Origin of the sequence: Crossiella sp. SN42, from assembly GCF_023897065.1 — a bacterium.
Lineage (GTDB): Bacteria > Actinomycetota > Actinomycetes > Mycobacteriales > Pseudonocardiaceae > Crossiella.
Genome location: NZ_JAMHIV010000005.1, coordinates 181,629 through 204,107 on the forward strand (window position 1 = coordinate 181,629; position 22,479 = coordinate 204,107).

A 22,479-nucleotide genomic window follows, 5' to 3' on the forward strand; every position below is an offset into this window, starting at 1 on the left:
CGGCGAGGGGCTTGCGGACTACTTGAGCCCCAGCTCCTCGTCGATCAGAGCGAACATCTCGTCGTCACTCGCCTCGGCGAGCCCGACCTCGTGCTGGTCCGCCCCTGGCTCGGTGCGGCCGTCCTGAAGAGTCCACAGCAGTTGGGCCAAGCCATTTACCAGTTTTGTCCGCGATTCCTCGGTCAGCTCGCCACCGGCGACCGCGGCCTCCAGGCGGGCCAGCTCGGCCAGCGCCGCGCCCTGACCCGCGCTGTCCACCAGCTGGCCGCGCAGGTAGCGGGCCAGTTCCAGGATGTTGGCGTAGTCGAAGATCAGCGCGGCCGGCAGCCGCAGGCCGGTGCGGGCGCCGAGCACGTTGCGCAGCTCAACCCCGTTGAGCGAGGTCATGCCGAGGTCGACGAACCCGCGCAGCCGGTCCAGCTCCGCGCCGGAGCCGTAGCCGAGCAGGTGCGCGCACTCGGTGGCGACCAGGTCGGCCAGCAGGTTCTCCTGCTCCTTCTCGCTGAGCCCGCTCAGCCGCGCGGTCAGCTCCGCACCGCGCGCGGCCCCGCCGGTAGCTGGCGCGGCTCCGGCGGCCGTGCCGCGGACCAGGCCGCGCAGCAGCGGCGGCACCGCGTCCCGGTCCACCGCGCGCAGGTCGATCGGCGCGGCCACCACCAGCGGCGCGGCCACGTGGGTGACCGCGTTGAGCAGGGCGGTGCGCTGTTCCGGGGCGATCGGGACCACGCCGGAGCGGCGCAGCCGGGACCACTCCGCGGCCTCCAGTCGTCCGCCCATGCCGCCCTCCCCGCCCCACAGGCCCCAGGCCACCGACACGCCGGGCAGGCCGAGCGCGCGCCTGCGGTGGGCGAGCGCGTCCAGGAAGGCGTTGGCGGCGGAGTAGGGGCCCTGGCCAGGGCCGCCGGTGAGCCCGGCGACCGAGGAGTAGCAGACGAAGGCGGTCAGCGGGTGCTCGCGGGTGAGCTCGTCCAGCACCACCGCGGAGCCGGCCTTGACCCGCATGACCTGCTCGACCTGCTCGGCGGTGAGGTTGGGCAGCAGGTTGTCGCCGACCACACCGGCCACGTGCACCACGCCGGTGAGCGGGCCGTCCAGTCCAGCGAGCAGTTCGGCCACCGCGGCCCGGTCCGCGGTGTCGCAGGCGACCAGCCGGACCCGCGCACCCAGCTCGGTCAGCTGCTCGACCAGTTCTCGCGCCCCTGGTGCGGCCGGGCCGCGCAGGCTGGCCAGCAGCAGGTCGCGGGCGCCGCGTTCGACCAGGTGCCGGGCCAGTTCGCCGCCGAGTTTGCCGGTGGCGCCGGTGATCAGCACGGTGCCCTCGGTCGGCCACTGCCAGGCCGGTTCGGCCGCGACCGCCCTGGCCAGCCGCGGCACCGAGACCGCGCCCTCGCGGACCACCAGCTGGGCTTCACCGCTGCCCAGTGCGCACAGCAGCGCAGCCGCCGAGGAGTCGGCACTGTCCACATCGGACAGCACGAACCGGCCGGGGTGCTCGGACTGGGCGGTGCGCACCAGGCCCCACACCCCGGCCTCGGCGATGCCGCTGAGGTCGTCGCCGTCGAAGCCGATGGCGTGCGAGGTGACCACGGCCAGCTTGGTCCCGGCGAACCGCTCGTCGGCCAGGAACTCCTTGATCACGCCCAGCGTCCGGTGCACCGCCTGCCGCGCCGCCTCGGCCAGCTCGCCGGTGCCGCCGGTGACGGGCAGCAGCACGAACTCCGGCGCGTGCCCGCCCCGGCCTTCCAGCAGCGTGTCCAGGGATCCGGACGGCTCAGCGGGCGCACCACTGCGCACGAAGGCATCCGCCAGCGGCCCGTCGCCGAGCACGACCGCGTTGGCCGCACTGCCACTCGCGGTCAGCTCGCGCCAGGTCAGCTCGAACAGCACGTCCTGGCCGAGGCCCGAGCCGGATGCCTGGAGCTGGGCGGGGTCGATGGTGCGCATCATCAGCGAGCCGATGGCGGCCACGGGTGCGCCGGAGGTGTCGGTCAGGGTGATGGCCAGGGTGTCCGGGCCGGTGACCTTCAGGTGCACCCGGGCCGCGCTGGCGCCTGCGGCGTGCAGCTGGACGTCGTTCCAGGCGAAGGGCAGCCGCTGCTCCCCCGGTTCGCCGCCGACCAGCCCGCTGGCCCGCAGGGCCGCGTCCAGCAGCGCGGGGTGCAAGCCGAACCGGGCTGCGTGCTTTCTGTGCTGCTCGGCCAGCTGGACCTCGGCGAACACCTCGTCCTGGCCGATCCAGGCCGCGTCCAGCCCGAACTCGGCCGCATTGTCCGCCCGCGCGCCGGTCGGCGGCCAGGGCTGGGCCGGGATGGCGACCGGCAGGTCGGCGCTGAGCGTGCCGGTGGCGTTCTCGGTCCACTGTGGACTGTCCACGGGCCGGGAGTAGATCCGGATGTCCCGGTCGCCGTTGTCATCCGCCGCGCCGACCAGCACCTGGAGGTAGATCGGGGCGTCCTCGGGCAGCGTCACCGGCCGCACCACGGCCAGTTCGCGCAGGGTCGGGCAGTTCACCTCGTCCCCGGCGCGGATGGCCAGCTCGACCAGGGCCGCGCCCGGCAGCAGCACCGAGCCGCCGACCACGTGGTCGGCCAGCCAGTCGTGGGTGGCGCGGGCGACCCTGCCGGTGAACAGCACCCCGCCGGTGTCCGGCAGGTGCGCCACCGCGCCGAGCAGTGGGTGCTCGGCGCTGACCAGGCCGGTGGCGCTGAGGTCGCCGGACATGCCGGAGAGCTCCAGCCAGTAGTGCTGGTGCTGGAAAGCATAGGTGGGCAAGGAGATCCGCCGCGCGCCCGACCCGGCGAACAGCGCGGCCCAGTCCACCGGCACGCCGTGCACGTGCAGGTGGGCCAGGCTGAGCAGCAGCCGGTCCGCGCCGCCGTCGTCCCGGCGCAGCGTGCCGGTGACCACCACGTCGTCCCGCTCCTCCAGGGCTTCCAGGATCGGCGTGGTCAGCACCGGGTGGCTGCTCACCTCGACGAAGTTGGCGTACCCGGCCTCGGCCAGCGCGCGCACCGCCTGCTCGAACCGCACGGTCTGCCGCAGGTTCCGGAACCAGTACCCGGCATCGGCGACACCCGGCTCGATCCACTGACTGTCCACAGTGGACCACCACGGCACCGAGCCGTCCCGCACCGTGATCCCGGCCAGCAGCTCGGCCAGCTTGCCCTCGATGGCGTCCACGTGCGCGCTATGTGAGGCGTAGTCCACCGGGATCACCCGGGTCCGCAGCCCCCGCTCGGCGCACTGTTCCTCCAGCTGCCGCAAGGCGTCCACGTCACCGGCCACCACGGTCGCCGCAGGCCCGTTCACCGCCGCCACCGACAACCCGGCCCACGGCGTGAGGTCGATGTCGTTGACCGGGGCCGCGATCGACATCATCCCGCCGCGCCCGGCCAGATCCGCCGCGATCGCCTGACTGCGGAACACCACCACCTTGGCCGCGTCTTCCAGCGACAGCGCACCGCTGACACAGGCCGCCGCGATCTCGCCCTGCGAGTGCCCGATCACCGCATCCGGCCTGACCCCGGCCGACTCCCACACCGCGGCCAGCGACACCATCACCGCGAAGGAGACCGGCTGCACCACGTCCACCCGGTCCAGGTCCCCGCCGCCGGAGACGATGTCCAGCAGCGACCACCCGGTCAACGGATCCAGCGCCGCGGCCACCTCGGCCAGCCGCGCGGCGAACACCGGCGAGGTCTTCAACAGCTCCGCGCCCATGCCCACCCACTGCGCACCCTGACCGGGGAAGACGAACACGGTCTGGCCATCAGCCACGGTCCGCCCGCTCACCACCGCGACCGAGGTCTCATCGGCCGCCAGCGCCGCCAGCCCGGCCACCGCCTCGTCCCTGGTCGCGGCGACCACCACCGCACGGTGGTCCAGCATGGCGCGGGTGGTGGCCAGCGACCAGCCCGCGTCCAGGAGGTTGTCCGGGGCGCGCTCGGCGAGCCGGGCGGCCTGGCCACGCAGCGCCGCCGCGTTCGCGCCGGAAACCAGCCAGGGCACCACACCGCTGGCCGCGACCAGTCCAGCGCCGCCCCCAGCCTCCGCACCGCGGCCGGAGTTCGCGCCCCCGGCCCCCGCGCTGCCCGCAAGCTCCGCGTCGCGCCCGGAGCCCGCGCCCCCGGCCCCCGCGCCCGCGTTGTCCGTTCCGTGTTCCCCGACTTCCGGCGCCTCCTCCAAGATCAGGTGCGCGTTGGTCCCGCTCACCCCGAACGAGGACACCGCCGCCCGCCGCGGCCGATCCGCCGCAGGCCAGTCCCGCGCCTCCGACAGCAGCCGCACCTCACCCGAGCTCCAGTCCACTTTGGACGTCGGCTCGTCCACGTGCAGCGTCTTGGGCAACACCCCGTGCCGCAACGCCTGCACCATCTTGATCACGCCGCCGACCCCGGCCGCGGCCTGGGTGTGCCCGATGTTCGACTTCAGCGACCCCAGCCACAACGGCGTCTCCCGGTTCTGCCCGTAGGTGGCCAAAACCGCCTGCGCCTCAATGGGATCGCCCAGCACGGTCCCGGTGCCGTGCGCCTCCACGACGTCGATGTCGGAGGTGGTCAGCCCCGCGTTGGCCAGCGCGGTGCGGATCACCCGCTGCTGCGCCGGACCGCTCGGCGCGGTCAGCCCGTTGGACGCGCCGTCCTGGTTGACCGCGCTGCCCCGGATCACCGCGAGCACGTTGTGGTTGTTGCGCCGGGCCACCGACAGCTTCTCCAGCAGCACCAGGCCGACGCCCTCGCTCCAGGAGGTGCCGTCCGCGGCGTCGGCGAAGGACTTGCACCGCCCGTCCTTGGCCATCCCGCGCTGCAACGAGAACACCACGAACGCCCCCGGCGTGGCCATCACCATCGCGCCACCGGCCAGCGCCATCGAGCAGTCACCGTTGCGCAGCGCCTGGATCGCCCAGTGCATGGCCACCAGCGAAGAAGAACAGCCGGTGTCCACGGTGACCGCGGGCCCTGCCAGGCCCAGCGAGTAGGAGATCCGGCCCGAAGCCACGCTGTTCGCGCTGCCGGTGGCCAGGTAGCCCTGGTACTCGTCCAGCACGCTGTCCGCGTTCATCGAGTAGCCGTTGGTGGCCACCCCGGTGAACACGCCGACCTCGCTGTCCCGCAACGAGGTCGGGTCGATCCCGGCGTCCTCGAAGGTCTCCCAGGCGGTCTCCAGCAACTGCCGCTGCTGTGGATCGGTGGCCATCGCCTCCTTGGGCGACATGCCGAAGTGCGGCGCGTCGAAGTCCCCGGCCCGGTCCAGGAACCCGCCCTCGCTGCAGTAGCTCTTGCCCACCGCGTCCGGGTCCGGGTCGAACAGGTTGGACAGGTCCCAGCCGCGGTCGGTGGGGAACGGGGTGATCGCGTCCCGGCCCTCGGCGACCAGCTGCCACAGGTCCGCCGGCGAGGCCACGCCACCGGGGTAGCGGCAGGCCATGCCGACGATCGCGATCGGCTCGTCGACCGCCGACTCCGCCTCGCGCAGCCGCTGCCGGGTGGTGTGCAGCTCGGCGGTGACCTTCTTGAGGTAGGAGAGGACCTTGTCGTCGCTGGTCATCGGTGATCTCCAGGATTGGTTGGGCGGGCGTGAGCGGGGCGGGGGCGGTCAGTCGCCGCCCAGCTCCGAGTCGATGAAGGCGAGGACGTCCTCGGCCGAGGCGGATTCCAGGGTGTCGGCCACCGAGGCCGGGGCGGTGCCCGCCAGGTTCTCGGTGAGCCTGGCGGTGAGGCGGTGCAGCCGGGCGGTGATCTTCGCCTGTTCGACGGCTTCCGCGGGCAGTTGCAGCAGGCTGGCTTCCAGCTTTTCCAGCTGTGCCTGCACGTACTCCAGCGAGTTGCTGTCGGTGTGGCCGAGCTCGGTGCGGATCCGCTTGGCCAGCGCGCTGGCCCTGGGGTGGTCGAACACCGCGGTGGCCGGCAGCCGGACCCCGGTGCGCTTGTTGAGCCGGTTGCGCAGTTCCACCGCGGTCAGCGAGTCGAACCCGATGTCCTTGAACGCGCGGTCCTCGATGGTGGCGCCGTCCCGGTAGCCGAGCACCGCGGCGGCCTCGGTCTGCACCAGCTCGGTGAGCAGCTTGTCCTGCTCCGCCGCGGTGAGCCCGGCCAGCTTCCCGGCGAACTCCGACTCCCCTGGCGCGGCCGAGGTTTCCGGTGCGAGCAGCTCGACCACCTCGGGCAGGCCGTTGAGCAGCGGGCGCACCCTGGCCAGGGTGTAGCCGGGGGCGAACCGGGACCAGTCGATGTGTGCCAGGATCCGGTGCGGCGCATCGGTTCCGGCCGCCTGGGCCATCGCCCTGGTGGCCCGCTCCGGGTCCAGGGTGTGCAGGCCCATCCGGCGCAGCTGTTCGGCGGCCTCGGCGTCGACCATGCCGGAGTCGCCACCCCAAGCGCCCCAGGCGATCGCGGTCGCCGCCTCGCCCCTGGCCCGGCGGGCATGGGCCAGGCCATCGAGGTAGGCGTTGGCCGCGGCGTAGGCCAGCTGGCCGCTGCCGCCCCAGGTCGCCGCGCCGGAGGAGAACAGCACAAACGCGTCCAGCTCGTGTCCGCGCAACAGTTCGTCCAGGTGCCGGGCGCCCTCGATCTTGGCCTGGCCGATCTCGTTGAGCTCGGCGGCTGGCATCTCCGAGATCGGGGTCTCCGTCCTGGCCACGCCCGCGGCGTGCACCACCGCGGTCAGGTCCGGGATGTCACCGAGCACCGCGGCGAGCTGGTCACGGTCGGCGACATCGCAGGCCCGCACGCTCACCCTGGCGCCGATCTCGTTGATCTCGGCGGTCAGCTCGGCCACACCGGCGGCGTCCGGACCATTGCGGGACAACAACACCAGGTGTTCAGCTCCGTTGGTCGCCGCCCAGCGGGCGATGTGCGCGCCGAGCGCGCCGGTGCCGCCGGTGACCAGCACCGTGCCGCGCGGCTGCCAAGCCGTTGCCCCGGACAGGCTTTCCCGGCGCAGTCGCCGACCGAAGGCCGCCGACTCCCGGATCGCCACCTGGTCCTCACCATCGGTACCGGCGAGCACCGCGACCAGCCTGCCGAGCGCGGCCTCGTCCAGCCGTTCCGGCAGGTCGACGATGCCGCCCCAGAGCGCGGGCCGGTCCAGACCGAGCACGATGCCCATGCCCCACAGCTCCGGCTGGTGCGCGCTGGTCACCTCGGCCGGGTCGGTCACCGCGACCGCGCCGCTGGTCAGGCACCACAGCGGTGCCGCGAGCCCGAGCCGTTCCACGGTCTGCACCAGGGCGAGGGTGTCGGCCGGCCGCTCGTCCCAGGCCAGCAGGGACAGCACACCGGCGTAGTCCTCGGTGGCCTCGATCGCGTCCAGGGTGGTCACGATCGCCTTGGCCCCGTGCGTGTTCAGGCCGTCGACCACCGCGTTCACCGGCGCGTCGCCGTTGGCTGGCGCGAGGACCAGCCAGGTGCCGGTCAGCTCGGCCGGGCCGGTGGGCAGCGGTTCCCAGCCGATCCGGTAGGACCACTCGTCGGCCGCGGTGGCCTCCTGGTGGCGGCGTCGCCACGAGGTCAGGCCGGGCAGCACCGGCGCGAGCGCGGCCTCGTCCACACCGAGCGAGCCGGCCAGCGCGCTCGCGTCGCCCTGTTCCACCGCGGTCCAGAACGCGCTGTCCGCGACCCCGGCCACCGCCTGCTCCGGTTCGGCCCAGTAGTTCTCGTGCTGGAAGGCGTAGGTGGGCAGCGGGATCCGCCGCGCGCCCGCGCCGAGGAACAGCCGGGCCCAGTCCACCGCGACGCCGTGCACGTGCAGCTGGGCCAGGCTCAGCAGCAGCCGGTCCGCGCCGCCGTCGTCCCGGCGGAGGGTGCCGGTGACCACGGTGTCGTTGAGCGCCAAGGTGTCCAGGGTGTCCTGGATGGCGGCGGTGAGCACCGGGTGGCTGCTCACCTCGACGAAGGCCGCGTAGCCGCTCTCGGCCAGCGCGCGCACCGCCTGCTCGAACCGCACGGTCTGGCGCAGGTTGCGGAACCAGTAGTCCCCGGCCACCTCGGCCGGGTCCAGCCACTGACTGTCCACAGTGGACCACCAGGGCACCTGGCCCTCGCCGATGACCACCCCGGCCAGCACCTCGCGCAGCTCCGCCTCCAGGGAGTCGACGTGCGCGCTGTGCGAGGCGTAGTCCACCGGGATCATCCGCGCCCGGTAGCCGCGTTCCTCGCTCCAGGCGGCCAGTTCCTCCAGCGCGGCCACCTCACCGGCGAAGACCGTCGCGGACGGACCGTTGATCGCGGCCACCGACACCTGGTCGGCCCAGCGGCTGACGTCGATCTCCGCGGCAGGCGCGGCCACCGACAGCATGCCGCCCAGTCCGGCCAGCCCCTGCGCGATCGCCTTGCTGCGCAACACCACGACCTTGGCCGCGTTCGCCAGCGACAGCGCACCGCTGACACAAGCCGCCGCGATCTCACCCTGCGAATGCCCGATCACCGCGTGCGGTCGCACTCCGGCCGACTCCCACACCGCGGCCAGCGACACCATCATCGCGAAGGAGGCGGGTTGCACCACGTCCACCCGGTCCAGCTCACCACCACCGGAGATCACGTCCAGCAGCGACCACCCGGTCAACGGATCCAGCGCCGCGGCCACCTCGGCCAGCCGCGCCGCGAACACCGGGGACGCCTTCAACAGCTCCGCGCCCATGCCGACCCACTGCGCACCCTGACCGGGGAAGACGAACACCGTTCGCCCGTCCACCACAGCCTGCCCGGTCACCGCGAACGGCGACGGCTCCTCGGCGGCCAGCGCGCCGAGCGCGGCCACCGCGTCCTGGCGGCTGGGCGCGACCACCACGGCCCGGTGGTCCAGCGAGGCCCTGGTGGTGGCCAGCGACCAGCCCACATCGGCCGGTTCGGTGTCCTCGGCGACCCGTGCGGCCAGCCGGGCGGCCTGCCCGCGCAGCGCGGCCGGGACCGCCGCGGAGAGCACCCACGGCACCACGCCACCGGAGGCGACCAGCCCGGAACCGTTGGCGGACACCGGCTCGGCGACCTCCGGGGCCTGCTCCAGGATCACGTGCGCGTTGGTGCCGCTGACCCCGAAGGAGGACACCGCCGCGCGCCGCGGCCGGTCCAGCTCAGGCCAGTCCCGCGCCTCGGCGAGCACCTGCACCGCGCCCTGGGACCAGTCCACCTTGCTGGAGGGCGCACTCACGTTGAGCGACTTGGGCAGCACGCCGTGCCGCATCGCCTGCACCATCTTGATCACACCGCCGACACCCGCGGCGGCCTGGGTGTGCCCGATGTTGGACTTCAGCGACCCCAGCCACAGCGGGGTCTCCCGGTTCTGCCCGTAGGTGGCCAGCAGCGCCTGCGCCTCGATCGGGTCGCCGAGGGTGGTGCCGGTGCCGTGCGCCTCCACCACATCGACGTCCGAAGTGGACAGTCCGGCATTGGCCAGCGCGGCGCGGATCACCCGCTGCTGGGCCGGTCCGCTCGGCGCGCTCAGTCCGTTCGACGCGCCGTCGGAGTTGATCGCGCTGCCGCGCACCACGGCCAGGATCCGGTGCCCGTGCCGCTTGGCGTCGGAGAGCCGCTCCAGCACCAGCACGCCGACACCCTCGCCCCAGCCGACGCCGTCGGCGTCATCGGAGAAGGACCGGCAGCGCCCGTCCGGGGACAGCGCCCGCTGCCGGGAGAACTCCACGAACCCGGCCGGAGTGGACATGATCGTCACGCCACCGGCCAGCGCCAGCTGGCATTCGCCCGCTCGCAATGCCTGGGCCGCCAGGTGCATGGCGACCAGCGAGGAGGAGCAGGCGGTGTCCACGGTGACGGTCGGCCCCTCCAGCCCGAGCGTGTAGGCCACCCTGCCGGAGGCGACGCTGGCCAGGCCACCGGTGGCCTGGTGCCCTTCATATTCCTGGCCGAGCAGGTTCGGGTAGTCGTTGCAGCTCAACCCGGTGAACACGCCGGTCGCGCTGCCGCGCAGCACCCGCGGGTCGATCCCGGCGTCCTCCAGGGCTTCCCAGGAGGTCTCCAGCAGCAGCCGCTGCTGCGGATCGGTGGCCACGGCCTCACGCGGGGACATGCCGAAGAACCCGGGGTCGAACTGCCCGGCCTCGTGCAGGAAGCCGCCGCGCTTGGTGTAGCTACGGCCCTTGCGGTCCGGGTCCGGGTCGTAGAGGTTGGCCAGGTCCCAGCCGCGGTTGGCCGGGAACTCGGTGGTCGCGTCGATCCCGTTGAACACCAGGTCCCACAACGCGTCCGGCCCGTCCACGCCACCGGCGAACCGGCAGCCGATGCCGACGATCGCGATCGGCTCATCCACCGCGATCGGCCCCTGCGCCCGCGCCGGGGAGCCGGTGCCGCCGTTGAGCTCGCGCTGCAGGAACTCGGTCAGGTCGGCGACCGTCGGGTAGTCGAAGGCCAGCGTCGCGGGCAGCGCCAGCCCGGTGGCCGCGGACAGCCCCCTGGACAGCCGCAACGCGAGCAGCGAGTCAAAGCCCAGCTCCTGGAACGGCCGCTCGGCGGGCACCTTGCCCTGGTGGCCGAGCACGGCCGCGACCCGCTCGCTCACCAGCTCGCGCACCGAACGGGCCTGGTCCTCAGTGGCCCGGTCCAGCACCACCGGCTCCGTCGGTGCGACCAGCTGCGGCGCCTGCGCCTGCTGCCCGTCCGGCCAGAACCGGCGTCGCTGGAAGGCATAGGTCGGAATGTCCACAAAGGACCCAGCGGGCAACAGCCGCGACCAGTCCACCTCGACCCCGGCCACGTGCAACTCGGCCAGTCCGCGCAGCAGCGACCGGTGCTCATCCGGCTGTTCCGCGTGCAGCAACGAGGTCACCGCCGCGTCCACGGGCAGCGCCTCGGCCGCGGGCACGCCGAGCGAGGCACCCGGTCCCAGCTCCAGCACCGCCCGCACCCCGGACTCGGCCAGCGCCGCCATCGCGTCGCCGAAGCGCACCGGCTCGCGCACCTGCCGCACCCAGTAGTCCACCGAGTCCAGCTCCGCGCCCAGCGCGCCGGTCCGGGTGGACACCACCGGAATCCGGGCCTCGCCAAAGGAGATCCCGTCGATAGCCACCGCGAACTCGGCCAGCATCGGATCCATCCGCGCCGAGTGGAACGCGTGGCTCACCGGCAGCTGCTTGGTCCGGACCCCCTGCGCGGCCAGGACCGCGGCCACCCCGGCCACCGCCTCCGCCGCGCCGGAGAGCACCAGCGCCTCGGGCGCGTTGACCGCGGCGATGGACACCTCGGCCCGGTCCCGCACCAGCGGTTCGACCACCGACTCCGGCGCCCCGACCGCGATCATCGCGCCACCGCTGGGCAACGCCTGCATCAGCCGCGCCCGCGCGGAGACCACCGCGCACGCGTCGGCCAGCGACAGCACCCCGGCCACGTGCGCGGCGGCCAGCTCGCCGATCGAGTGCCCGGCCACGAAGTCCGGGGTCACGCCCCAGGACTCCACCAGCCGGAACAGCGCCACTTCCAGCGCGAACAGCGCGGGCTGCGCGGCCCCGGTCTCGTTGAGCGCGGAGGCGTCCTCACCCCACATGACCTCGCGGACGTGCTCGCCCAGTTCGGCGATCACCGCGTCGAAGGCCTCGGCGAAGACCGGGAAGCGTTGGTACAGCTCGCGTCCCATGCCCAGCCGCTGCGATCCCTGACCGGAGAAGACGAACGCGGTCTTCCCAGGCGCGGCAACACCACTGGCGACCACAGCGCCGTCGAGGAGGACGGCCCGGTGGGCGAAGGTGGTGCGGCGGGTGGCCAGCGAGTGGGCGAGGTCGGCGACGGGAGTGTGCGCCAGAGCTGCGGAGATCCGGTCGAGCTGGGCCGTCAATGCCGACGCGGACTTCCCGGAAACCAGCAGCGGAACCGGGGCCCCGGCTGGGGCCGGCTCGCCGGTGGCTGTCGCGGTCTCGGCGGCGAGCTGTGGCGGCTGCTCCAGGATCACGTGCGCGTTCGTCCCGCTCACCCCGAACGCCGACACCGCGGCCCGCCGCGGCCGCCCGGCTTCCGGCCAGGCCACCGGCTCGGTCAGCAGCCGCACCGCACCCGCGGCCCAGTCCACCCGCGAGGACGGCTCGCGCACGTGCAGGGTCCTCGGCACCACCCCGTGCCACATCGACTGCACCATCTTGATGATCCCGGCCACCCCGGCCGCGGCCTGGGTGTGCCCGATGTTCGACTTCAGCGACCCCAGCAGCACCGGCTCTTCCCGGTCCCGCCCATAGGTCGCCAGCAACGCCTGCGCCTCGATCGGGTCGCCGAGCCGGGTGCCGGTGCCGTGCGCCTCCACCACATCAACGTCCGAAGTGGACAGTCCGGCGCTGGCAAGGGCTTCCTGGATCACCCGCTGCTGGGCCGGTCCGTTCGGTGCGGTGAGGCCGGTGGACGCGCCATCGGAGTTGACCGCGGATCCCTTGACCACCGCGAGGATCCGGTGTCCGTTGCGCTGTGCGTCGGAGAGCCGTTCCAGCACCAGCACGCCGACGCCCTCGGACCAGCTGGTGCCGTCCGCGTCATCGGAGAACGCCTTGCACCGCCCGTCCTGGGCGAGCGCGCGCTGCCGGGAGAACTCCACGTGCGCGGCCGGCGTCGACATCACCGTCACCCCGCCGGCCAGCGCGAGCGAGCACTCCCCGTTGCGCAGCGCCTGCATCGCCAGGTGCAGGGCGACCAGCGAGGAGGAGCAGGCGGTGTCCAGGCTGAGCACCGGGCCTTCCAGCCCGAACAGGTAGGCGACCCGGCCGGAGGCGACACTCGCGATGCTGCCGGTGGAGCGGTGTCCCTCGTACTCCGCGCCGAGCAGGTGGCCGTAGTCGGTGGCGCTCACGCCGGTGAACACGCCGGTCTTGCTGCCGCGCAACCGCTGCGGCGGGATGCCCGCGTGTTCCAGTGCGGCCCAGGTGGTCTCCAGCAGCAGGCGCTGCTGCGGGTCGGTGGCGGCGGCCTCGTGCGGGGACATGCCGAAGAAGTCCGCGTCGAAGGTGGCCGCCTCGTCCAGGAAGTAGCCGGAGCGCACGTAGACGGTGCCCGGGTGGTCCGGGTCCGGGTGGTAGAGCGAGTCCACCGGCCAGCCGCGGTCCGCCGGGAACGGGCTGCGCGCGTCGCCGCCCACCTCGACCAGGTCCCACAGCGCCTGCGGGCTGTCGATACCACCGGGGAAGCGGCAGCCCATGCCGACGATCACGATCGGATCGGACTGGTCAGCGGAGGCGGTCACCGGCGCGGATTCGGTTGTGCCGCCGGAGAGTTCGCGGTGCAGGTAGTCGGCGAGCGCGGTCACGCTGGAGTAGTCGAAGGCCACCGTGGCGGGCAGGTTCAGCCCGGTCGCGGCGGAGAGCGCGCGACTCAGTTCCACCGCGGTCAGCGAGGTGAAGCCCAGGTCGCCGAACAGGGTGTCCTCGGCGATGCCCTCGGTGTAGCGGAGCACCGCGGCGACCCGCTCCCCCACCAGTTCCCGCAGCTGCGCCAGTTCCACCCGGGCGGCGGCCGGAGCCGTCGTGGTCACCACGGGCGCGGCGGCCGGGGCCAGCTCGCGCAGGGCCGCGGGCAGATCGGCCGCGTGGGCGAGCGCCGCGACGTCCAGCGCCGCACCGGCCACGTACGGACTCTGCGCGGCGACCGCCCGGTCGAACAGGGCCAGGCCCTGGGACTCGGACAGCCCGGACAGCCCGTGGTAGGCCAGCGCATGCCAGTCCTCGGCGGACAGGTCGGTGGCCATGCCCACCGTCCACGGCCCCCAGGCGATGGACAGTCCGGGCAGTCCAGCGGCCCGTCGTCCACGGGCCAGCTCGTCCAGCGCCGCGTTGGCCGCGGCGTAGCTGGCCTGCCCGCGCGCGCCCACGATCCCGGCCAGCGAGGAGAAGACGACGAACCCGGCCAGGTCCAGTTCGCGGGTGGCCTCGTGCAGGTGCCAGGCCACATCGACCTTGGCCCGCAACACCGCGGCCAGCCGTTCCCCGGTCAGCGACTCCAGCAGCCCGTCGTCCACGAAGCCCGCGGCGTGCACCACCGCGCCCAGCTCCGGGATGCCGGCCACCAGCTCGGCGACTGCCGACGGGTCGGTCAGGTCGCAGGCCACGATCCGCACCTCGGCGTCCAGTCCGGCCGCCCACTCGGTGATGCCCTCGACCGCCGGGCCGCGGCGGCTGGCCAGGACCAGTCGCCGGAAGCCTTGGCGGGACAGGTGTTCGGCCAGCGCCCGGCCGATGCCGCCGGTGCCGCCGGCGAGCAGCACGGTGCGCTCGCGGTCCCAGCCTGCGGTGGCCGGACGCGGTGCCAGGGGTGTCAGGCGGGGCGCGAGGACCCGGGAGTCGCGGACCAGCAGACTCGGTTCCGCACTGGTCAGGTAGGGCGTGGCGAGTTCGACCTCGGCGGCGGAGTTCGCGGCCAGGTGCAGGAAGCGGCCGGGATGTTCGGCGGCGGCGGAGCGCACCACACCGGCCACCGCGGCGGCGGCCAGTCCCTCAATGGGAGTGTGCACGACCAGGCGGGCAGCGGACTCGTCGGCCAGCCAGCCCTGCACCAGTTCCAGCGCGCGGCTGGCCTCGGCGAACACGGAGGCAGGCTCGTCCCCTGCCCGCCCAGCCTCCACGATCTCCACCGCGGCCTGGGCCTCGCCCGCCCCGGCGATCTCCGCCGCCGATCGGACCGCCCCTGCCGCCGCGGCGACCGGCCGCCACTCCACACCGAACAGCCGCCCCGCGCCACCCGACTCCACCGACGGCCAGTACCGCTTGTGCTGGAACGCATACGTCGGCAGCTCCACCACCGAACCCCCTGGCAGCAACCGGGTCCAGTCCACCGCGACCCCGGCCACGTACAGCCCGGCCACCCCGGCCAGCACCGACTCCGCCTCATCCGGCCGGTCCGCGCGCAGCAGCGCGGTCACCACCGCCCGCTCGGGCAACGACTCCGCGGCGGCCGCGCACAACAGCCCGTCCGGCCCGACCTCCAGCACGGCCCGCACCCGCGCGGCCGCCAAACCGCCGATCGCGTCGGCGAAGCGCACCGGCTGCCGCACCTGCCGCACCCAGTAGTCCACCGAGCGCAGGTCCGTGCCCTCGGCGAGCGCGCCGGTGACCGTGGACACCACGGGAATGCGCGGCTCACGGAAGCCGATCCCGGCCAATGACTCCGCGAACTCGGCCAGCATCGGATCCATCAGCGGCGAGTGGAAGGCGTGGCTGACCGCGAGCAGCTTGGTGCGGCGGCCACGTCCGGCCAAGACCTCCTTGACCTCGGCCACCGCCTCGGCCGACCCGGCCACCACGATGTTGCGCGCGGCGTTCACCGCCGCGATCGAGACCGCCGGCCGGTCGGCCAGCAGCTCGGTGACCTCGGCTTCTTCGGCGTCCACGGCCAGCATTGCGCCACCTGTGGGCAGCGCCTGCATCAGCCTGGCCCTGGTGGTGACCAGTGTGCACGCGTCGGCCAGCGACAAGATGCCGCTGACGTGCGCGGCGGCGATCTCCCCGATGGAGTGCCCGACCAGGTAGTCCGGTCGCACGCCCCAGGACTCCAGGAGCCGGAACAGCGCCACCTCCACCGCGAAGATCGCGGGCTGGGCCCAGCCGGTCTGGTTCAGCCGGTCGGCGTCCTGGCCCCACATCACCGCGCGGATCGGCTCGGTGAGTCCGGTGTCCAGCTGGGTAGCCACCGCGTCCAACGCTTCGGCGAAGACCGGGAACCGCTGGTACAGCTCGCGTCCCATGCCCAGGCGCTGGGCGCCCTGGCCGGAGAAGACGAACGCGGTCGCGCCCTCGCTGACAGTTCCCCTGGCGATCTCCGCGCCGTCCAGCAGCACCGCGCGGTGCTCGAAGGCGGTGCGGGTGGTGGCCAACGAGTACGCGATGTCCACAGTGGACAGTTTCGAGTCCAGCAGCGGGCGGATGCGGGCGAGCTGCTCGTCCAGCGCGGTCGCGCTGCGGCCGGAGACCGGCATCGGCACCAGGTCCGCGCTGGGGGTTTCGACGCGCTCCTCCGCCGGGGCCTGCTCAAGGATGACGTGCGCGTTGGTGCCGCTGATGCCGAAGGAGGACACCGCGGCCCGGCGCGGCCGGTCCACCGCGGGCCACTCGACCTCTTCGGTGAGCAGCCGGACTTCGCCGCTGGACCAGTCCACCTGTTCCGACGGCGTGGTCAGGTGCAGGGTGCGCGGCACCACACCGTGCCGCATGGCCTGCACCATCTTGATCACACCGCCGACCCCGGCCGCGGCCTGGCTGTGGCCGATGTTCGACTTCAGCGAGCCGAGCAGCAGCGGGTGTTCCCGGTCCTGGCCGTAGGTGGCGAGCAGTGCGCGGGCCTCGATCGGGTCACCGAGCGAGGTGCCGGTGCCGTGCGCCTCCACCACATCGACGTCCGAAGTGGACAGTCCGGCGGAGTTCAGCGCGGCCCGGATCACCTTGCGCTGCGCGGTGCCGTTGGGCGCGGTCAGGCCGTTGGAGGCGCCATCGGAGTTGATCGCCGAACCCTTGAGCACGGCCAGCACCCGGTGCCCGTTGCGCCGCGCGTCGGAAAGCCGTTCCAGCACCACGACGCCGACGCCCTCGGACCAGCCAGTGCCATCGGCCTCGTTGGCGAAGGCCTTGCAGCGGCCGTCGGCGGACATCACCCGCTGCCGGGAGAACTCCACGAACGCGGTGGGCGTGGACATCACGGTCGCGCCACCGGCGATGGCCAGCGAGCACTCCCCGGTGCGCAGCGACTGGGCGGCCAGGTGCAGCGAGACCAGCGAGGAGGAGCAGGCGGTGTCCACCGAGACCACCGGGCCCTCCAGGCCCAGGGTGTAGGCGACCCGGCCGGAGGCGACGCTGTGCGTGCTGCCGATGCTCTGCTCACCCTCGAACCCGGCGTCCAGCAGCGGCCCGTAGTCGGTGTAGATCACGCCGACGAACACCCCGGAGTCGCTGCCGCGCAACGACCTCGGCTCGATCCCCGCGCGTTCCAGCGCCTCCCAGGTGGTCTCCAGCAACAGGCGCTGCTGGGCGTCGGTGGCCATCGCCTCGCGCGGGGACATGCCGAAGAACCCGGCGTCGAACTCGGCCGCGTCGTGCAGGAACCCACCCGCGCGCACGTAGGTGGTGCCGCGCCGGTCCGGGTCCGGGTCGTAGAGGCCGGCGGTGTCCCAGCCGCGGTCGGCCGGGAACTCGGTGATCGCGTCCACCCCGTCGGAGACCAGCTGCCACAGGCCATCCGGGTCGACCACGCCGCCCGGGTAGCGGCAGCCCATGCCGACGATCACGATCGGATCCGAGTCGTCGACCTGGCGGGCCCGTTCCTGGACCGGCTCGTCGGAACCGGTCAGCTCGGCCAGCAGGTGGTCGGCGAGCGCGATCACGTTGGGGTGCTCAAAAACCAGGGTGGTGGGCAGCGGCAGCTTGGTGGCCGCGGACAGCGCCCGGCTCAGCTCCACCGCGGTCATCGAGTCGAAGCCCAGCTCCCGGAAGGCCCGGTCCACCGGCACCTCACCGGTGTAACGCAACACAGCCGCGACCCGCGCCCGCACCAGCTCGCGCAACGCGGCCACCTGCTCCGCCCTGGACCCACTGGCCAGCACCCCGGACACCGCGGCCACCGCCGCCGTGCCCCGGCGCAGCACCGCAGGACCCGATCCGGCCAGCTCGCGCAGCACCGGCGCGATCACCGGCTGACGGCGCACCGCGGCGAGGTCGATGGGCAGCACCAGCGCGGAGGCCAGCTCCGAGGCGGCCAGCCGGTCGAACGCGGCCAGCCCGTCGGCCACTGCCAGCTGCCGGAACCCGGCGGCGACCAGCCGCTGCCGGTCCGCCTCGCTCATCCCGGCCGAGAGCCCCGCCTCCCAAGCGCCCCAAGAGATGGCCAGTCCCCGGTGGCCGTTGGCACGCCGGGTCTGGACCAGCTCGGTCATGGCCGCGTCGGCCGCGGCGTACGCGGCCTGGCCCGCGTTGCCGAAGACACTGGCGGCCGAGGAGTAGACCACAAAACCGGCCAGGTCCCGGGTGGCCTCGTGCAGGTGCCAGGCGGCATCGATCTTCGGCCGCAGGACGGCGGAAAGCCGTTCGGGCGTCAGGGATTCGACCACGGCGTCATCGAGGACGGCCGCGGTGTGCACGACGACGTTCAGGTTGCCGATGCCGTCGACCAGCCCGCGCACCGAGTCCATTGTGGACAGATCGCAGGCGGTCGCGGTGGCCTCGGCACCCAGTTCGCGGAGTTCGGCGAGGAGTTCAGCGGCACCGGGCGCGTCGGGCCCCTGGCGGCTGGCCAGGACGAGGTTGCGGAAGCCGTTGGCGGCCAGGTGCCGGGCGAGCTCGCTGCCCAGCCCGCCGGTGCCACCGGTGATGAGCACGGTCCCATCCCGGTCCCAGCCAAGCTCAGCCGCTCCCGGCTCGACCCTGCGGAGCCGGGGTGCGAGGACCTGGCCATCCGCGATCCGCAGCCAGGTCTCGTCACCCACGTACGGCGCGGCCGACGCCGGGTCAACCCCGGACGGCACAGCCAGATGTGTGAAGCGGCCCGGATGTTCCGCGACCACCGATCGGAGGAACCCGCCCACCGCGGCCGCCGCGGGACCCGAATCCGGTGTCACCACAACAAGCCGGGCGGTGTTCTCCCCGGACAGCCACTCACGCACCAGCTCCAGTGCCCGCGCGGTGGCCTCGTGCACCGCGGCCAGGTCGGCCCCGGCGCCGATCTCGACGAAGACCGCTTCCGGCGCTTCGGGTGGGTCGGTCAGCGGGATCCAGTCCAGCGCAAACAGGCCGTCGACGGGGAGTTCGACCGGGCGCAGGGTCACCGAGCGGGCGGTGAGCACCGGCGCGCCGGACGGATCGGTGGCGCGCAGCTCCCACTCGTCCTGGGCGAGCGGGGTGAGCTGCACGCGCAGGGTGGTGGCGCCGGTGGCGTGCAGGGTGACGTCCTGCCACTTCACCGGCAGGGTGCCCTCGGCCACGGTCAGGATGGCGGACTGGAGCAGCGTGGGGTGGATGCCGAACGCGCCGGGGTCGGTCACCGACACCTCGGCGATCTGGCCGCCTGCACGGTTTTCCGGCAGCTCAAGGGCATTCTTGGCCAGCTGGCCGGAGGCGTGCCGGGTCCAGTCGGCCAGCGAGTCAGCGGCGCGGGCGTGCACCGAGACCGTGCGGCGCTCGTCAGAGCCAGCCGGGCCGACCACGATCTGAATTTGCGCCCCGCCCTCGGGCAGCACCAGCGGGGTCAACTGGGTCAGGTTGGCGACCCTGGCGTAACCGACCTCGTCGGCGGCGCGCACCACCAGTTCCAGCAGCGCGCTGCCCGGCACCACGGGGTGATCGGCCAGCCAGGGATGGGTGTCGGCGGCCAGGCGTCCGGTGAGCACCACCCCGGAGCCATCGCCCAGCGGCACGGCCGCGCCGAGCACCGGGTGCCGGGTCGGGGTAAGCCCAAAGGCGGAGGCGTCGCCGGCGATTCGCGGGGCGGGCCAGTACTTCTGCCGCTGGAAGGCATAGGTGGGCAGATCGACCACCCGCGCGCCGGACCCGGCGAACCAGGCCGACCAGTCCACCTGACCGCCGCGAACCCACCACGCGCCAACGGATTCCAGGAACCGCCGCGCGCCACCTTCGTTGCGGCGCAAGGTCCCGGTGACCACGCCCTCCACACCGAGCCCGTCCAGCGTCGCCTGGATCTCGGCCGCCAGCACCGGATGCGGGCTGACCTCGATGATCCGGTTGTGGCCAGAGTTGATCAGCGCCTGCATCGCCGGGAAGAAACGCACCTGCTGGCGCAGGTTCCGGAACCAGTAGCCGCCATCCAGCTCGGCGGTGTCCAGCCAGCCCCCGGTCACCGTGGAGTAGAACGGAATCTCCCCGCTCCGCGGCTGAACCGAGGCCAGCAACTGCCCCAGTTCGGTCTCCAACTCGGCCACGAACTCCGAGTGCGAGGCGTAGTCCACCGCGATCCGCTTGACCCGCACCCCATCGGCCTCGCAGCCGCGAACGAACTCCGCCAGCGCCTCATCCTCGCCGGACACCACCACGGCGGCCGGCCCGTTCACCGCCGCGATCCCCACCCCGTCGCCAAGCCGCGCCTGAACCTCCGCCGCGGGCAACGCGACCGAAGCCATCCCACCCCGGCCGGCCAGCACCCGAGCGATCAACTGCGACCGCCGGGCAACCACCAACGCCCCATCCGCCAACGACAACCCGCCAGCCACCACCGCCGCGGCGACCTCCCCCTGTGAGTGGCCGACCACTCCCTCCGCCACCACCCCCATCGACTGCCACAACGCCGCCAACGAGACATTGACGGCCCAGTTCACCGGCTGCACCACATCAACGCGAGCCAGCAACTCCTCATCCGCCAAAGCATGAGTGATAGACCACTCAACATGCGGCGCAAGCGCCTCGGCACACTCAGCAAAGCGAGCGGCGAACACCGGCGAGTCAGCCAGCAGTTCCCGGGCCATGCCAACCCACTGCGAACCCTGCCCCGGGAAGACGAAGAGCGAGCGACCACCGGCGAGCACCGTGCCGGCCACAACGCCCCCGGCCTCGGCGAATCCCGCGTCGGCGAACTCGCGCAACAGGCGGGGCAGGTCATCACCGACCACGACGGAGCGCACGGGCAAGTTCGCCCGGGAGGTGACCAGCGAGTGGCCGATGTCCAGGGCGGAGTCGGCGGCGAGAGCGTCGGCCAGCCGCGCGGACTGGCCGCGCAGAGCGGCTTCGGACTTGGCGGAGAACACCAGCGGAACGGCCAGCGGCGTCACACCCAGCCCAGCGGACCGCTCACCAGGGACCCGCTCAGCTCCGTCGACCGGGAGCCGCTCGGCCCGATGTGCTCCGTCGGCAGAGAGCCGCTCGGCCTGCTGCGCACCGTCGGCCGGAAGCTGCCGAGCGCCAGGCGCTACCTCGGCCAGAGGCCGTCCAGCGGCCCGCGCCCCCTCGACCGAAGGCCGCTCAGCACCCAATGCTCCCTCGACCGCGAGCAGCTCAGCGCCCCGTGCTCCACCAGCCGCGAGCCGCTCAGCGCCCTGCGCCCCCGTGACCGCGACCGCCTCAGCGCCGCGTGCCCAATCGGCCACCCGCCGCTCAGCGCCGCCTGTTTCCTCGACCGAACGCTGGCCAGCGCTCTCTACCCCAGTCCCCTCTGCCCCACCAATCGCGCCCCGCCCCGAACTCGCCCCCGAGTCCTCCACCGGCGCCTGCTCGATCACAATATGCGCGTTCGTCCCACTAACCCCGAACGAGGACACCGCCGCCCGCCGAGGCCGATCCACCTCCGGCCACGGCACCGTCTCGGTGACCAGCTCCACCGCCCCCGCCGACCAGTCCACGTGCGACGAGGGCTCAGTCACGTGCAAGGTCTTCGGCACGATCCCGTGCCGCACCGCCTGCACCACCTTGATCACACCCGCGACCCCGGCCGCGGCCTGCGTGTGGCCCAGGTTCGACTTGATCGACCCCAGCAGCAGCGGCCGTTCCCGCCCCTGCCCATAGGTGGCCAGCAGCGCCTGCGCCTCGATCGGGTCGCCGAGCGTGGTGCCGGTGCCGTGTGCCTCTACCAGGTCAACGTCCGAAGTGGACAGTCTGGCCTCGCGTAGCGCGTCCTGGATGACCCGCTGCTGGGACGGGCCGTTCGGGGCGGTCAGGCCGTTCGACGCGCCGTCCTGGTTGGTCGCGCTGCCGGTGATGACGGCCAGGATCCGGCGGCCGTTGCGGCGGGCGTCGGAAAGGCGTTCCAGCACCACGACTCCGACGCCCTCGCTCCACGCCGTGCCGTCCGCGGAGTCGGAGAAGGCCTTGCAGCGGCCGTCGGGGGCCAGGCCGCCCTGGCGGGTGAACTCGATGAACGCGGTCGGCTGGGTCATGATCGACGCGCCGCCGGCCAGGGCCAGGGTGCACTCGCCGGTGCGCAGGGCGTTGATGGCCAGGTGGATGGTGATCAGCGAGGAGGAACAGCCCGTGTCCACGGTGACCGCGGGACCTTCCAGGCCCAGCGCGTAGGACACCCGGCCGGAGGCGACGCTGGGCGCGCTGTTCAGGCTCAGGTAGCCGCGGGAGTCCTCCGGATCGAGCAGGTCGCCGTAGTCGCCGTAGACCAGGCCGGTGTAGACGCCGGTGCGGCTGCCCTTGAGCTTCTCCGGGTCGATCCTGGCGTGTTCCAGGGCCTCCCAAGAAGTCTCCAGCAGCAGGCGGTGCTGGGCGTCGGTGGTCAGCGACTCCCTCGGGGACATGCCGAAGAACTCGGAGTCGAACAGCGCGGCGTCGTCCAGGAAGCCGCCGACCCTCGGGTAGTCCACCCCGCTGGTCGGCCAGTTCCGGTCGGCGGGCACCGCGGACATGACATCGCGTTCGGACCGGACCAGCTCCCACAGGTCTTCCGGCCCGCGCACGCCGCCGGGGAACCGGCAGCCGATGCCCACGATCGCGATCGGCTCCCGGCCCTGCGCCTCGAGCTCCTCGATGCGCTGGCGTGCCCGGCGCAGGTCGACCGTGACCTTGCGGAGGTAGTCGACAACCTTGTCCTGCTGTTCTGGCATCCGGTGTACCTGCCCGTCGGCTACAGA

The 22,479-nt window shown here is 73.1% G+C and carries 2 protein-coding genes; both read right to left on the minus strand.

What is annotated here, in order from left to right:
- Positions 1–18 precede the first annotated feature (18 nt).
- Positions 19–5,547 (minus strand): type I polyketide synthase, encoded by a 5,529-nt coding sequence (locus tag M8C13_RS45025; RefSeq protein ID WP_305883935.1) that lies wholly within the window; start codon positions 5,545–5,547, stop codon positions 19–21.
- 48 nt (positions 5,548–5,595) lie between these two features.
- Complete coding sequence (locus M8C13_RS08400; RefSeq protein WP_374213040.1) at positions 5,596–22,452, minus strand: type I polyketide synthase; 16,857 nt, start codon at positions 22,450–22,452, stop codon at positions 5,596–5,598.
- Positions 22,453–22,479 lie beyond the last annotated feature (27 nt).